The following is a 16,006-nucleotide window of genomic DNA, read 5'->3' as shown; positions in this document are numbered from 1 at the left end:
TTCGAGGAAAAGAATAGCGACACGAGTAGTCGTGATATCGATACTTAGCTTTTCGCGCCTCCCACCCCTCGTTAAGGAAGCGCGCAACACTCCTTTTATGATTTCGGCCTATTCGTCTTCCAATGCGTAGGTCGAGTTTTAGTAAAATTGTCGCTGTCTCGGTGCTGCTGGCGCTTTCGGCCTGCGCGACGGCGCCCAGTCATATCAACAATGTCTGCGCGGTCTTCGACCAGAATGACGGCTGGTTCGACAACTGGCAGTCCGCCGCCGAACGGACCGAGCGGAAATACGGCGTTCCCGTCCCCGTGCTGATGGCGACGGTGCGCAAGGAATCCGGCTTCAAGAGCAATGCCCGGCCGCCGCGCACCAAGCTGCTCGGCTTCATCCCGTGGACGCATGTCTCGAGCGCCACCGGCTACTCGCAGGCGCTCGACGGCACATGGTCGCAATATCAAAGCGAGACCGGCAACTGGGCGGCGCGCCGCACGCGCTTTGCCGACGCCATCGATTTCGTCGGCTGGTACCACTCAAAGACGGCCGACACGTTCGGCGTCGCCCGCAACGACACCTACAATCTCTATCTGGCCTATTATCTCGGCTGGACCGCCTATGGCCGCGGCAACCGCGGCGATGGCGGCGTTCAAAACTACGCGCGCGCCACCGACCAGATGGCGCGCGATTACGCCGCGCAGATGCGGCAGTGCGGCAACTAGTTCCTCAACACGGTGATTTTGAAAGATTGAAGGCTTGTCGGGCAAGGCTATCAACGCAAACGCTGGCGATGAGCTGAGGCTCCTGAACCTCGTCATTCTAGGGCGGAGCAAGGAGCGTAGCGACGCGCGCAGACCCTAGAATCCATTCCGTTACCTAGACCGAAGTGTGCAACGGTGCAGAATTTCTGCCGCCGCGGCGCTTCCATGTCACGGCATGGATCCTCGGGTCTGCGCGCGTCGCTACGCTCCTTGCTCCGCCCGTGGATGACGATCGCGATAGGCGTCTCGGCCAATCGCCAAGGCATGGGCTTTGCCAACGCACACATAGCCAACCGGTCAAAACTTCTATGTTAAGGAACCGGGTCTAGTGCCGCCTTGTCGTGTCCTTCGGCCTTGAGACACCGGTTTCCGAATCCTCGTCGCGCACTTCGTGGCGACGGGCTTTGAGCACCTCGTCGTTCTCCTCGACGCCCTTTCCGATCGCATCGGCCTCCGCGCTGGCGTTTTTGCCGTCGGGACGCTGCGGCGGCGAACCGGCAAAGCCTGGCCCCTCGCCGTGCGGCGCATCATCCGGCACGCCTTCACGCGCGGCATGTTCCTTGTCGAACTTGATGACCGGTTCCATCTTGGCCAGGACATCGTCCGAGAGCCAGCACAGGCTCATATGGCCGTTGCCGAGATTCTTCACCGGCGGCACCTTCGTCTCGCACAGATTGTCGGGCACCAGCCTCTTGTAGCCGCAGCGCGTCTGGAACGGGCAGCCGGTCGGCGGGTTCATCGCCGACGGGATGTCGCCTTCCAGCACGATGTGCTTCTTGACCACGCTGGTGTCGGCGATCGGGATCGCCGACAGCAGCGCCTCGGTATAGGGGTGGTAAGGCGGCGAGAAGATCTGATCGGTCGTGCCTTGCTCGACGATGTAGCCGAGATACATGACGACGACGCGGTCGGCGATGTAGCGCACCACCGACAGATCGTGGCTGATGAACAGCATCGTGGTCTTGTTCTTGCGCTGGATGTCCATCAACAGCTCGGTCACCGCCGCCTGCACCGAGACGTCGAGCGCCGAGACCGGCTCGTCGGCCACCACCACCTTGGCGTCGCCGGCAAAGGCGCGCGCGACGCCGATACGCTGCTTCTGCCCGCCCGACAACTGGCGCGGCTTGCGCGTTTCGAAGGCGCGCGGCAGCTTCACCAGGTCGAGCAGTTCCAGCATCCGCTGGCGCCGCTCGGCGACTGTCCTGCCGACTTTGAACTTCTCCAGCGTGCGGATGATCTGCGAGCCGACCGTGTGGCTGGGGTTCAGCGTGTCGAACGGATTCTGGAACACCATCTGGATCGAAGACACCGTCTCGACATTGCGGCGCTCGATGCCGGTCGACTGGATCTCCTTGTTGCCCAGCGTCACGGTGCCGGAGCTTGCGGTCTCGAGGCCCAACAACACCTTGGCGAGCGTCGACTTGCCGCAGCCGGATTCGCCGACGATCGCGACCGTCTCGGATTCGCGCGCGGTGAACGAGATCGTCTCGTTGGCCTTGACGACGCGGCCTTCGCTGGAGCCGAACACCTCGCTGCCGCCGACCTTGTAGTATTTCTTGAGATCGTCGATCTTGAGCACCGGCGCGCCGGGCTCGACCTTTTCGTTGACCTTCTTGGCACCGGGCGGCAGCGCCTCCCAGTCGATCTCGTTGAACCGCACGCAGCGCGAGAAATGGCCCTCATGGCCCTCGACCGGGATCATCGGGATTTCCGCGGCGTTGCAGACGCCCTCGACGAAATGGTGGCAGCGTGGCCCGAAATTGCAGCCCTTCGGCCGCTCATGCGGCAGCGGCAACTGTCCAGGAATGGAGATCAGCGGCCGCGAGTTCTTGTCGGCGCCAGGCAGCGGGATCGAGCGGAACAGCCCTTGCGTGTAGGGATGGCGCATCCGGTCGAACACGTCTTCGATCTTGCCGGTCTCGACCGCCTCGCCGGAATACATCACCGTGATCTTGTCGCAGGTCTCGAGGATGAGGCCGAGATTGTGCGACACGAAGATCATCGAGGTGCCGAACTTCTCGCCCAGACCCTTGACCAATTCGACGATGCCGGCCTCGACAGTGACGTCGAGCGCGGTGGTCGGCTCGTCGAGCAGAAGCAGCGCCGGTTTCGACAGCAGCGCCATGGCGATGACGATGCGCTGCTGCTGCCCGCCCGACAGCTGGTGCGGATAGGAGCGCATCATGCGCTCCGGGTCGGGCAGCTTCACCGCCCGCACCATCTCCAGGGCGCGGTTGTAGGCCTCTTCCTTCGACACCTTGTCGTGGATTAGCGGCACTTCCATCAGCTGCTGGCCGATCTTCATCGCCGGATTGAGGCTCGCCATCGGCTCCTGGTAGATCATGGCGATCTTGTTGCCGCGGATCGAGCGCAGCTCATCCTCGGAGAGCTCGCCCATGTCCTTGCCCTGGAACTTGATCTTTCCGCCGACGATCTTCCCGATGTTGGAGAGGTCGCGCATGATCCCGAGCGACACGGTCGACTTGCCGCAACCGGACTCGCCGACGATGCCCATCGCCTCGCCGGGCATGACCGTGCAGGAAAAATCCATCACGGCCGGGATCTCGCCCTTGCGGGTGAAGAAGGAGATCGAGAGGTTCTCGATCTCGATGATCGGCTGACTGGTCGCCTTGGCTGGATCTCGAACTGCCTCGTTCATGGGTCGCTCCAATCCTTGGTCCTTGGAAGATGGGGCCGAAAACCCCGCCATCAATCTTTCATCGACTGTTCACGCAGCGAATCCGCCAACAGGTTCAGTCCCAGCACGAACGACATCAGCGCGATGGTCGGCGGCAGCGCCGGGTGGATGAAGGACCGCAAGAGGCGGCTGGCGTCCTTGATCGCTGTGCCCCAATCGGGGCTTTCCGGCGCCAGGCCCAGGCCGAAATAGCCGAGCGTTCCGAGCAGGATCGTCGTGTAGCCGATGCGCAGGCAGGCATCGACGATCAGCGGACCGCGCGCATTGGGCAGGATCTCCCACAGCATGATGTACCAGGGCGATTCACCGCGAGTCTGCGCCGCCGCCACATAGTCGCGCGTCTTGATGTCCATGGTCAGCCCGCGCACGATGCGGAACACGCCCGGGCTGGAGGCGAACACCACCGCAACGAAGATATTGAGCTGGTTGGGATCGATGTGGACGATGCGCAGCGGATCCTTGTCGAAGACGAGGCCCGTATAGATCCAGCCGCCTAGGACCAGCGTGATGCCGAGCAGGATATAGAGCCGGTCCGGCCGGTTCTTGTAGCGAGTCCAGAACAGCACGCAGAAGAAGATGATCGGGAACAGGAAGAACAGCCCCGCCATCCCATAGGGGATCGGCGTGTCCATGATGCCCGGCGTTACCAGCAGGTAGAACAAGAGGATGACCGGGAAGGCCAGCACCAGATTGGCAAGGAACGACAAGAACGTGTCGATCTTGCCGCCATAATAACCGGCCGGCAGGCCGAGCGTGATGCCGACCATCAGCGCGAAGCCGGTGGCGGCCGGCGCGATGATCAGCACGATCTGGCTGCCATAGACCATCCGCGAGAACACGTCGCGGGCAAGCTTGTCGCCGCCGAAATAATAGACGAGCTTCGATGCCGGCTCGATCGCCCCGGGCAGCGTGTCCTTCATCACCGAGACCTGCGCCAGCGGATCGAAGGGCGAGATGGTGGAGGCGAAGATCGCCGTGAACAGCCAGAACAGGCAGATGAAGACGCCGGCAATGCCGACGCCGCTGTCGAAGAGCTGGCCGTAGAGCCCGAGCCGCTTCTTGTAGGTAAAGCTGGCGCCCATCACCAGGATGAGCCCGACCCACACCGGCCAGAACCGCCAGAGCACGCCGATAACCACGTTGAAGGCGCTGATATATTCGGTTTGCATCGGCCCCTGCCCCTACTGAACCCTGATACGCGGATTGAGAAACGCGTAGCCGACGTCGGAAATCAGCTGCGTGATCAGCACGATGAACACCGAGACCAGCGAGCAGCCGAGCAGCAGGTCGATGTCGTTGTTGCCGGCGGCCTCGACCAGCGTGTAGCCGAAACCCTGGTAGCGGAACATCACCTCGACGATGACGACGCCGGTGAGCAGCCATGGGAACTGCAGCATGATGACGGTGAAGGGCGCAATCAGCGCGTTGCGCAACGCATGCTTGATCACCACGCTGCTGAAGGAGAGGCCCTTCAGCCGGGCGGTGCGGATATATTGCTGTGTCATCACCTCGACCATCGAGGCGCGTGTCATGCGCGCGATATAGCCGATGCCGTAGATCGCCAGCGTGATCACCGGCAGCGTGAAATTGTAGAAGGTTATGCCCTGGCTGGCGGACGCCGCCGAGCCGTTCAGCCAACCGAGCCAGGATGCGAAGATGACGGTGAAGATGACGCCCGACACATATTCGGGCGTCGCCGTCGAGGCGATCGAGGCCACCGACAGCACGCGGTCGGTGCGCGAGCCCTCGCGCATGCCGGCGAGAATGCCGATCAGCAGCGAGATCGGCACCATCACCGCCAGCACCCAGAACATCAGCAATCCGGTGGCGCCGAGGGCCGGGAACAGCTTGGCCGCGACCGTCGTCTTGAACTTGGTCGAGCAGCCGAAATCGCCCTGCAGGACGCCGGAGAATTGCGGCTCGGCCGGGTCGTTGCAGAACGAGAAGCGCTGCGTCGTCTTGCCGGTCGCCGGATCGGTGATCGGATGCTTCGGCAGGACACCCAGCCACTGGCCGTAGCGCACAAAGAAGTTCTGCCGGTAGCCATGATTGACCAGCCAGCTTTCGAGCTGGTCGGCTGGCGTATGCATCTCGGTCTGGCTGATCGCCAGTTTCTTCAGATTGGGCTCGAGATTGACGAGGAAGAAAACGACCAGCGTCAGGCAAAGCATCGTGAGCAGTATCGTGCCGATGCGTCTGGCGATGAATGAGAACATGTGCCCCCCTGCCGGCCGGGTTGGGGTCAGATACGTTCAACCCTGTTTCGAAAAGCGGATGACGCCCCGCCGCCGCTGCAGGATATGCAACGGCGACGAAGCTGCAAATACGAGGGGCCGCGGCCCCTCGTATCCATCGCGCTATGGATCATGCCTGCTCGAGCCAGACCTTGCCGAAGTCGTGCTCGTAGGTGGGGTGCATCGAGTGGTTCTTCACCTCGGGCTTGATGTTGATGTAGAGCTTGCGCCAGTAAGGCTGGATGATGATGCCGGAATCCTGCAGGGTCTGCTCGATATCCTTCATCACAACCTTGCGCTTCTCCGCATCGGCGATGCCGAGCGCCTCGTTCACCTTCTTGTCGAAGTCCGGATTGGCGTAGGCCGTCTCGTTCCAAGCTTCACCGGTGCGGTAAGCGATGGCGATCACCTGGATGCCCAGCGGGCGCATGTTCCAGTTGGTTTCCGAGAACGGATACTTCGTCCAGTCGTTCCAGAAGGTCGAGCTCGGCAGCACGGTGCGCTTCACCTTGATGCCGGCTTCGCGCAGCTGGGCGGCGATCGCGTCCGTGGTGTTCTTGTGGTAGTCCTCGTCGTTGCTGATCAGCTCGTGCTCGAAATCGATCGCGCCGGCCTCCGTCAGCATCTGCTTGGCCTTGGCGATGTCGCGCTTGACCTCCGGCAGCTTGACGTATTCCGGATGGATCGGCGCGACGTGGTGGTTTTCGGCCGGCGTGCCGGCATTGCCGTAGCCGAGCTGCAGCACGGTGGCGTTGTCGACGGCAAGCAACATCGCCTGACGAACCTTCTGGTCGTCATAGGGCTTGTGGGTGATGTTGAAGCGCGACACCACGGTGGCAGCCGTCACGACTTCCGAGACCGGAGCGCCGACGTCGGCGATGATCTTGATGTAGTCGGCGGTCGTTTCGTGGTTGGTCTGGACTTCGCCCGACTCGAAGGCCGAGACGGTCGCGGCCGGATCGGTGCCGTAATCGATGAACTCGACGCCATCGAGGAAAGCCTCGCCCTGCCACCACTTGCCGGTCTCGCGGCGCTTGTAGACCACCTTCTGGCCGACGTCGTAGGAGACGAGCTCGAACGGACCGGTGCCGATCGGGCAGCTCTTGAAGTTGGCGCCCTTCTCGTCGAAGGTCTTGTGCACGACCAGCGCCGGATAGTCGCAAAGGTTCGGGATGATGGCGATGTCGGGCTTGGTCAGCTTGAGCTTGACGGTCATGTCGTCGACCTTGACGACGGAGCCTTCGCGCAGCTTCTTGGTCGTGTCGTCGACGAGGCTGCCGAGACGGCCAGGCATCGAGTTGCCTTCCGCGCCCTTGTCCGCCCAGCGGGTGAAATTGTAGATCACGTCGTCGGCGGTGAACTTGTCGCCGTTGTTCCATTCGACGCCCGGCCGCACATGCAGCGTGTATTCGGTGGCGTCGTCATTGATGTCCCAGCTCGCCAGGAGATACGGCGCGAAGGTATATTCCTTCGTGTATTTCACCAGCGGCTCGAGCGCCTGGCGCTCGGCATTTGAGATTTCGGACCAGTCGGCGGTGCGCGGATCCTTCGGATCCTTGATCGACATCGCGACCTTGAGCACGCCGCCCTTCTTGCCCTGCACGTCCTCGGCCCGGGCCGGGGTCGGCGCGGCGAGGCCGAGCATGCCATAGGCCATTGCCGTCGATGCGCCGAAGACGCTGGCCAAAGCCAGAAATTCGCGGCGGTCCACGCCGCCCGATTTGGCTTCTTCGGCCATTTTCAAAATGTGATCGGGAACGCGATCACCATTGCTCTTATAGATTGCCATGACTTACTCCCATTGTTGGCTTTCCGCCTTTTAACATTCCGCATCCAGACCGCGTTGTCAAAAGACGGCGTGGAGCAGGAACATGCGAGGGAATGTGCATCTTTGGCTGCAACCCGGTTCGCGCGATAGCGACAGTCATGACGCAAATTTGTTATCGCGAGGCGGATTTCCCAAAAAATCGTCGCGGGCGATTAATATCAGTACATTTTAACGGATAGCGGCCCCGCCCCCGCGGCGGTCAGTCCGCTGGGGAGGCAGAGAAGCACCGGCGCGGCCTCAATATTCGCGTTCGTAAAAGACGCCGCCCTTTGCTTCGCCGGCGTCGTTGGCCTCGCCGCGCAGCTTCACGCCGCGACCGACATTGAGGTCGATCGTGGCCTTGCCGGAGCCCGGCTTGTCGCCCTTCTGTATGGTCACATAGGTGCGGTCGTTGAGGTACTTGCCGGCCGAAACCGCGGTACCGCCCTTCTCGTCCGTCGTCACGTCGAGATCGTCGATGCCGATCGCGTTGCGCAGGTTGTCGAGCAGCGAGGTCGAGCCGCCGGCGCCTGCCAATTGAGCGGCAGCGTCGGCCAGCTGGGCAATCTGCAGCGGCGAAAGATTCGACATCGAACGGCCGAAGATCAGCTGCGCCAGCACCTCATCCTCCGGCAGCGCCGGAACAGAGGAGAAGTTGAATTTTGGATTGGTCGCCTCGCCGGAAACCACGATTGTCACGGTGGCGCTGCTTGTCGTCGTGGTCGCGGTGAGATTGAGGTAAGGCACCAGCGATCCCTGGAATCCGACCGTACCCTCCGTGAATGTCAGCCGTTTGGCGAGGATCGTCAGCCGCCCGCGCTGCAAGGTGAAGGTGCCGACAGCCTGCGGTGACGATGCCGGGCCGGTTAGCTTGAGCGATCCGCCGAGCTCGGCGTCGACGCCCCTGCCCTGGATGAAAATCTGGTTAGGCGCATTCACTGTCAGATCGAGGGTGAGCCCGCTGCCGCTTTTGCTGCCGCTGGATGTGGCCGGGCGCAACGCCTTGTCCTGTGCCCGCACGGCGCGAGGCGCATTCTTATGCTTGACGTTGAGTTCCGAGAGTGACCCGGGCAGTTTGTCCGGAACGGTGATGACCGTCCTCGCCAGGTTGACGGTGCCGGCGATCACCGGCGCCGAGACGAGCGGCCCCTTGATCGTCAGGTCGCCGCCAAGATTGGCGGTCACCACCCGACCGTCGGTGTAGCGGCCATCGGTGAGCTTGATCGACAGGTCGGCCGGAAAGCCCTGCGCCGGCGTGATGCCCACCGTGCCGCTCGCCGACAGGCTGCCGCGCGTCGACAGCGTTCCGGTCAGGCGGTTGATCCTGGCGACGCCGCCGCCGATCGAAACGTCGGCGGCGATGTCGTTGACCGCCAGGCCGGAACGCGCATCGATAAGGCGCGCGCCCGATGTCGTCACTTTGCCGCTGATCACCGGCGCGGACGCAGGACCGCGCACCTGCACATCGACATTGGCGGTGCCGTTGAGCGCCAAGCCTTGCGCGGCAAGCTTGGCGGCAAGGAAGGAAAACGGCACCTTGCCCTTGAAGTCGAGCGCCAAGGTGGGCGTGCCTGCCGTCGTCACCGTGCCGCCACCCTTGAGGCCGAGGCCGGCGCCATCGCTGATGTCGGCATCGAAAGCGAGCTTGTTGCCGGCGAAGGTTCCCGACGACGACACATTCATGCCGCCGAGGCCGGCGCCGCGCGTCTGCGAGGTCTGCACGCCGGAAGCATCGATGTTGAAGGCGGCCGAGGGGGCCGCCGGCGCGCCGGTGACCTTGACCGTGCCCGAGACCGAGCCGGCCGCGTCGAGACCCGGCGAGAAACTATTGGCGAGCGAGATCGGCACCCGAGCCAGATTGGCGTTGATGTCGAGCGCCTGCGCGACCTTGCCCGTCACCGTCGCCGTGCCGCCGCCGAGGTTCAGCACCAGCCGGTCGAGCGTCGTCACACCGTTGGTTATGGTGATCGTCGAGGTCTGCGCGATCGCGGCCTTGACGCCCTGCACCGTCGCCTGGCCCGATGCGAGCTCGACGGTCGTCGTGCCGTTGGCGACCTTCACGCGGCCGGCGGCTTTGGCCGGAATATTCTTGACGGTGGCGCCGCCTGAAAAGCCGGTCCAGTCGCCGTCGCGCTTGAGGTCGACATCGATGCCGGTGATGGCGGTTCCGCCGGAAGTCACGCTCTCGGCGCGTATCGTGCCGCCAATAACCGGTGCTGCCATGTAATTCGCGATCTGCGCGTCGATGGCGACATTCCTGGCGGAAAGATCGCCGCGCTTGATCTCCGAGGTGTTCGCCTTGACGGCGACATTGGCCCCGTTGGCTGCCTTGGTAAAAGCGATCGTGCCGCGCACATTGCCCTCGGCCTTTTCCAAGGCCAGCGCTGCCAGCGGCCCGATATCGGGCAAGTCGAGCGAAACGGTGCCGACCGGCACGAAGGCATCGTCGAGAGTGAGATCGCCGGCAATCTTGTTCGGACCGAGCGACAGCAAAAGCCCATTGATCGCGCGGCTGCCATTGGTCGTGGCGAGCACCGCGCTGCCTTGCAGATTCTGCCCGGCGACATTGCCGGTGAGTTCAACATTGGCCGCCGGATTGGCGGCATCGGCCTTGCCGCTGGCCGTAAGCTTCAGTCCCGTGATCTCGCGCGCCGCCACGGAAAGCCGGTCGCTGCTCACCGTCATCGACAGGTCCGGCGTGGTGACCGGGCCTTGCGCGTTCAAGACAAAGGCGATGGCGCCCTTGGCGTCTTTCGACAGCCCCGAAACGTCGCTCAACGCGCCTCTGATCCCGGCGGCCAGCTTGCCGTCGGCAAGGCTCGCCTGCCCGTCGGCGCTGAGCGCGCCGGAATTCAGTTTCAGCCCGTCGACATTGACATTGCCATTGGCATCGCGCTTCAGCGAGGCGCTCAACGCAGCGCTCTCGCCAAGCATGCCGCGCACCGCCGCCGGCAAGGCTGAAGAGGCGACATTGGCGTTCATATTGAGGTCGACCGAACCGTCGCCCAGCGATATCCGGCCGGCGACCTGGCTGTTGAGTGCATCGCTTCTCAAGGAGCCGCTGTCGACGGCAACGGCATCGGTCGTCAGGCGGCCATTGACCTTGGCCGTGACCTTGCCGGCGATCAGCGGCGCGATCGTCGGATTGTCGAGGCCGATCCTGTCCACCGACACCGTGCCGGAAACCGGACCAGCCCGCCCCCTGAGGTCGAAGGCGTCCGAATGCAGCGCCAGGATGAGGCCGTCGACCGTCGCCTGGCTGGCGGCAATGGAAGGCAGGATCGCGGACACATCGAGCCGCGCCTGCGTGCTTTCGCCCGCCATCTTTGCCGACAAGGACCGGACGGCGATCTTGACCGGGCTTTGAGCGCTGCCGACCGTCAACGGCAGGCTGGCTCCGGATGAGGTAAGATCGAGAGAGAAATCGCTGGCGCCGTTCGGGTTGAGGGTGCCGGCGGCCTTGCCTGAAATCCCTTCGCCCGACAGCGTGGCGTGGTCCAGGGCGACGCCGCCCGCCAGCGTGTAGCTGCCCGCGGCGTCCAGATCCAGCGGCCCGAGCCCAGCCTGGCGGGTCTGGCTGGTCTCGGCGCCCGCCACCTTCGCGTCGAACTGAATGTCGGGATTGGACGATGGACCCGTGACGTGTGCCGTGCCCTCCAGCGTTCCGGCCCCGTCGAGGCCGGGCACGAAATCATTGGCGAGTGCCAGCGGGAGGTTGGCGAGATTGGCCGTCAGGTCCAGTGCCTCACCGGCACTGCCGGAAACCGTCGCCGAGCCGCCGCCGAGATTGAGCGCGAGCTTCTCGATGGCGGTCACGCCATTGGCGATGGAGAGGCTGGAAGGCTCGACTATGGCCGCCTTGATGCCGCGCACCGTCGCCTCGCCGGAAGCGATTTCCACGCTTGTCGTGCCGTTGGCGATCTTTACCCGGCCGGTGGCGGTGGCCGGAATGCCGGACGCCGTGGCGCCGCCGGTAAAGTCCGTCCAATCGCCGTCGCGCTTCAAATCGATGCCGATGCCGCTGATGACCGTGCCGCCGGAGGTCACGCTATCGGCCTTGATCGTGCCTGAGATCGCCGGCCCTTTCAGATAGTTGGCGATCAGCGCGTTGACGGTGATGGCTTTCGCCGCCAGATCGCCGCGGGCGATCGACGTGCTGGTCGCATTTACGGTGACGGTCGGCGCCTCGCCGTTCTTGGCGAAGGCGATCGTGCCGTTGATATCGCCGGTCGCGCTCTGATTTGCGAGCGCCGCGACCGGTCCGATGTCGGGCACGGCAAGCGTCAGCGTGCCGAGCGGCAGGAACTTGTCGTCGAGCGCGAGATCGCCCGAGACCTTGTTGTCGCCCAGCGCCAGGCTGAGACCCCTGATCGAGCGCTTGCCGTCGGCCGTCACCAGCGAGGCTTCGATGTCCAGCGCCTGCCCCTCGGCGCTGCCCGTCAGCGAGATTTCGGCGGACGGGTTGGCGATGTCGGCCTTGCCCTTGGCAGAGAGTTTGATGTCCTTCACCGTGCGGCCGGCGGCCGTCAGGCTGGCGCTGTCTGCTGAAACGGAGAAATCCGGCGCCCAGCGCGGGCCGCTCGTGGTCAGCGCGAAATTGACCCCGCCGGCAAGCGGCGTGCCGGCGAGCGACGACAGTGGCGAGACATCGCCCAACGTGCCTTTGACGCTGGCCTGGATATCCGATCCTTGCATGCTGCCGGTACCGCTGGCGCTGAGCGAGCCGGAACTGATCTCCAGCGAATTGGCGGCGAACGCGCCTTGCGGATCGCGCGTGGCGGTGGCCGAGAATTTCACCCGCTCGCCAAGCAGCGAGCTGATCTGCGGCGGCAATGCCTTCGAGACGGTGTCGGCATTCATCTTCAGCGTCATCGACAAATCGGCCAACGCCACATTTGCCGTCAGCCCGGCATTGAGCGCATCGCTGCGCAAGGTGCCTTTGTCGATGGTTACGGTCTCGCGGCTGATCGTGCCGGAAAGGTCCGCGGCGAGCTTGCCGGTCACCAGCGGCGCCAGCGTCGCGACGTCGGTCTTCAGGCCGGCGGCCGCGAGCCTTATGGCGACCGGGCCGCTAACGGTCTCGATGTCGAAGCCGTCGGAATGGATCTCGCCCGCAATATTGTTGAGCTGCGTGCCGCCGACGGCGACCGAAGTAAGCGACGTGCCGATATCGATCATCGGCGCCTTGCCGTCGCCGAAGGCGCGCACCGTAGCTTTTTCGACCGCGACCAGGATCGGAACCGCGCTGTTGCCGACATCGACGGTGACCGGCTTGTCCTTGGCGGAGAGCTCGACCGCCAGGTCGCTGGCGCCCTTCGGATCGACATTGCCGGTGGCAGTGCCGTGCACCGCATCGCTCTCTATGATGGCCTGCTCGATATCGATCCCACCCGACGCGGTCGCCGTTCCGGCAAGGTCGAAGCTCGTCTTACCGGCAAACAGAGCCTTTATCTTCTCCGGCAGGAACTCTTCGAACTGGCCGTCGCCCTTGGCCTCGATGCGGTGGCCCTTGTCAGTGAGCTGGTGCCGACCGGTCAGCTGGCTGACGATCCGGCCGTCGACCATGAAGGTGCCAACGCCGCTCCAGTTGGCCAAAGGCCCGCCGCCGGAAACGACGATGTTGACGGGCGGCGCATCCGGCAGCTTGAGCAAATTGGCGATGATGCCGCCGGCCGGTTCCGACGCCTTGAGGTCGAGGTCGAGCTTGTTGTCGGCCGGTGCAAAGTGGATCTTGGCGTCGACATTGCCTTGCTTGCCGTCATGGCGGCTGACGTTGAGCACGCTTTCGATCGCCAGCGGCGACGGATCGGCCTTGAGCGAACCCATGGCGGCCCATTCGGCGATGCCGCTGCCGGCAAGCTCCTGTCCAAGCGCGATCTCCGGCAGGTCGATCTGCTTCACGTCGATCGACACCGGCAGGCTGGACGAGCCACCTTGCGATGGCTGCTGGCTCGGCTGCGGCAGCCGCGCCAGCTCGATGCGCTCGGCGGCTAAGTGATCGGCATCGAAATTCCAGGACAGCAGCGCCGCCGGCGACCAGTCGAGCGCTACCTTGCGCGCCACCATCCAGGGGCCGGCGCGGTCTTCCAGCACGATGTGGTCGACCCTGAGCGCGCCCGACCAGATGCCTTCGATGCCGCTGACCGTCACCTTGCGGTCCTCGTTCGAAGCCATCTTCGATATCAGGCCGGCAAGATTCTGGCGGCCGCCTTCGGTGCCGGTCAGAACGACAAGCGCGCCGATCGCCACCACGAGCAGCACAAGCAGCGCGTAGAGGCAGATACGGACAATGCGCCAGACCATCTTCATCGTCAGAACGCCTGGCCGATGCCGGCATAAATGCCGAAATGCGGATCACCCGGATCGCGGTTGAGCGGCACGGCAGCGTCGATGCGCAACGGCCCGAAGGGAGTAATATAGCGCAGGCCGACGCCGGCGCCGACCTTCACATTCGAGAAATCGGGGAAGGATTTGGTCGAGACCGTGCCGGCATCGACGAAAGGCACGATGCCGATCGTGTCGGTGACGCCGATGCGCATCTCGACCGAGGTTTCGAAGAAGGAGAGACCGCCGATCGGCTGGCCGTTGATATCCTTCGGGCCGATGCCCTGATATGCATAGCCGCGCACAGAGCCGCCGCCGCCGGAATAGAAGCGACGGTCGGCCGGCACGTTCTGCAGCCCGGTGCCGACGATCGAGCCCAGCGTCGCGCGCTCGGCGAGCACGAACCGGCTTGCCGTGTCGAGCGACTGGTAGGTGTAGCCCTCGCCCTTCAGCTTCAGGAACGTCGCGCCGTTCAATATGTCGTAGCTCGGCTCGGCATAGGCTAAGAATCGGAATCCCCTGGTCGGGTTCAGCTTGTTGTCGCGGCTGTCATAGACATATTGCAGCGGCACGCTGGCGATCAGATAGGTATGCTTGCCGAAGGCGTCGGTGATCCTCGAATAATCGAGGTCGAATTCGGCCGACACCCGCTGCTTCTTGTCGAGATCGTAGGAAACGCCGACGTCGCCCTTGACCGAGAAATGGTCATAGGCATCGGGGTGTTCGAACACCGTCTTGATGCCGGTGAAGAATTTCGACGTCGGCCCGAGCACGCCCGGCTTCTCGAACATGACGCCGGCGTTGTAGTTGAGAGCGGAAAGGCTGTTGTTGCCGATGCCGCTGATCGATCCGTCGATGCGTAGCTTCTCCGCCTGGCCGAACAGATTGCGATGCCCCCAATAGCCCTCGAGCCCCAGGCCTTCCGTATTCGAGAAGCTGCCGCCGACGCCGAAATAGCGCGGCTTGCGCTCGCTCACCTGGACGCCGATCGGAATGTTGCCGTTGGCGTCGAGCCTGTCGCCTTCCTTGATCGTCACGCTGTTGAAGACCTCGAGCCCGAGCAGCCGGTCGCGCGCATCGTCGATCTCCTGCGGCGAATATTGCTGGCCACGTTTCAGCCCGGTCATGTATTCGGTGAAGTCGCGATCGACCTTTTCCGTGCCCTCGACCGTCGTGTCGCCATAGCCGGCGACTGGGCCGGCGGCCACCGTCAACGTCACGTCCAGCGTCGAGCTGGTGTGCTCGGCGACGATCTCGCGGTTCGTGACCCTGGCAAGCGGCCTGCCCTCTTCCTTCAGCGCCCGCACGATCAGCAGTTCGGCCTTGAGCACCGCGCCTGAACCGGCATCGCCGCCGGCGATCAGGCCGAAATCGGCTGCCGCCAACCCCGCCGCATCGCCCTTCAGCCGGATGTTGCCAAGCGTGAATTTCGCCCCGGGGGAAACCGTAATGACCACCGGAATGGGCTGTGGCCCTTTGAACTCGGCATCCGGCGGCAATTCGTCGATCGACTTGCCCTCGATCGTGATGGTGACCACGCCTTCGTAGCGGGCATCGGCGTAGAGGGCGGCGACGAGCTGTTCGCGGTCGCCGCGTGCCTTGGCCATCAGGCCGAGCGACCCCGACACCGGATGATCCTCGTCATTTTTCAGCGCCGAGGCGTTTTCGAGCCTCTTGATCAGATCCTTGTCGGCATCAGGCGCATTGATCGTCACCGAGTAGCGCAGCGGATCGACGATGTCGGCATCTTCGTCCTTGGACGAGCCCCAAAGCTTGATGCCGAAAATCTCGAAAGCCGCCGCCTGCCGCACCTCGGCGGTCAGCACGGTCGAGCAGACGAGCGCCAAAAGCAGGGCGCGCGGAAGCCCGCGCCCTGGCGCGATCCCCTTTGACATCTGCGTTTCATGCGCCGGCATTAAGACAACCTAGTCGACAAAACTAAAATTGGAATGAAGTTCCGCAACGTTCGTAAAGGGGCCACAATCCAATTGTCTGAAATAGACCGGGCTTGGAATTCACACCTTTTGCATTTTCGCAAGAATGTGTGATCCGTCTCACAGAGGTTCTGTCGAAATACCGGCCTTTGGCCGGCATGGAAACCGTTCGCGGGTGATAAACCTGCGGCGCTCCGGCGTTGACAAGCCTGCACGAAGCTTGATCATGCCCGGACGCTGGCGATGTCTGGAGGGTG

The 16,006-nt window shown here is 63.6% G+C and carries 7 protein-coding genes; 1 reads left to right on the top strand and 6 read right to left on the bottom strand.

All coding sequences use genetic code 11. The features are described 5' to 3' along the window. Nucleotides 1–122 precede the first annotated feature (122 nt). The gene (locus tag CK219_RS22425) at nucleotides 123–713 is read left to right on the top strand and encodes a hypothetical protein (RefSeq protein ID WP_095768936.1); all 591 of its coding nucleotides are present in this window, start codon (nucleotides 123–125) and stop codon (nucleotides 711–713) included. Between the two features lie 364 nt (nucleotides 714–1,077). On the opposite strand, the gene CK219_RS22420 is transcribed toward CK219_RS22425, so the two are convergent. The 6 genes from CK219_RS22420 to CK219_RS22395 all read right to left on the bottom strand — a co-directional run bounded on the left by CK219_RS22420 (nucleotide 1,078) and on the right by CK219_RS22395 (nucleotide 15,731). Further along, on the bottom strand, nucleotides 1,078–3,411 hold the full coding sequence (locus CK219_RS22420) for an ABC transporter ATP-binding protein (protein WP_095768935.1): 2,334 nt from the start codon (nucleotides 3,409–3,411) through the stop codon (nucleotides 1,078–1,080). Nucleotides 3,412–3,461: 50 nt separating this feature from the next. Continuing rightward, nucleotides 3,462–4,619, bottom strand: a complete 1,158-nt coding sequence (locus tag CK219_RS22415; protein ID WP_095768934.1) for an ABC transporter permease — start codon at nucleotides 4,617–4,619, stop codon at nucleotides 3,462–3,464. A 12-nt stretch (nucleotides 4,620–4,631) separates the two neighbouring features. After that, the gene (locus CK219_RS22410) at nucleotides 4,632–5,666 is read right to left on the bottom strand and encodes an ABC transporter permease (RefSeq protein WP_095768933.1); all 1,035 of its coding nucleotides are present in this window, start codon (nucleotides 5,664–5,666) and stop codon (nucleotides 4,632–4,634) included. Nucleotides 5,667–5,814: 148 nt separating this feature from the next. Further along, the gene (locus CK219_RS22405; RefSeq protein WP_095768932.1) at nucleotides 5,815–7,473 is read right to left on the bottom strand and encodes an ABC transporter substrate-binding protein; all 1,659 of its coding nucleotides are present in this window, start codon (nucleotides 7,471–7,473) and stop codon (nucleotides 5,815–5,817) included. A 276-nt stretch (nucleotides 7,474–7,749) separates the two neighbouring features. Next, nucleotides 7,750–13,800: a translocation/assembly module TamB domain-containing protein gene (locus tag CK219_RS22400; protein ID WP_095768931.1), complete on the bottom strand. Its 6,051-nt coding sequence runs from the start codon at nucleotides 13,798–13,800 to the stop codon at nucleotides 7,750–7,752. 2 nt (nucleotides 13,801–13,802) lie between these two features. Then, entirely contained in the window at nucleotides 13,803–15,731 is a 1,929-nt protein-coding gene (locus CK219_RS22395) for an autotransporter assembly complex family protein (protein ID WP_095768930.1), read from the bottom strand. Nucleotides 15,732–16,006 lie beyond the last annotated feature (275 nt).

It is taken from the genome of Mesorhizobium sp. WSM4313 (genome assembly GCF_002294725.1).
GTDB lineage: Bacteria > Pseudomonadota > Alphaproteobacteria > Rhizobiales > Rhizobiaceae > Mesorhizobium.
This window is presented reverse-complemented; position numbering and strand designations above follow the sequence as displayed.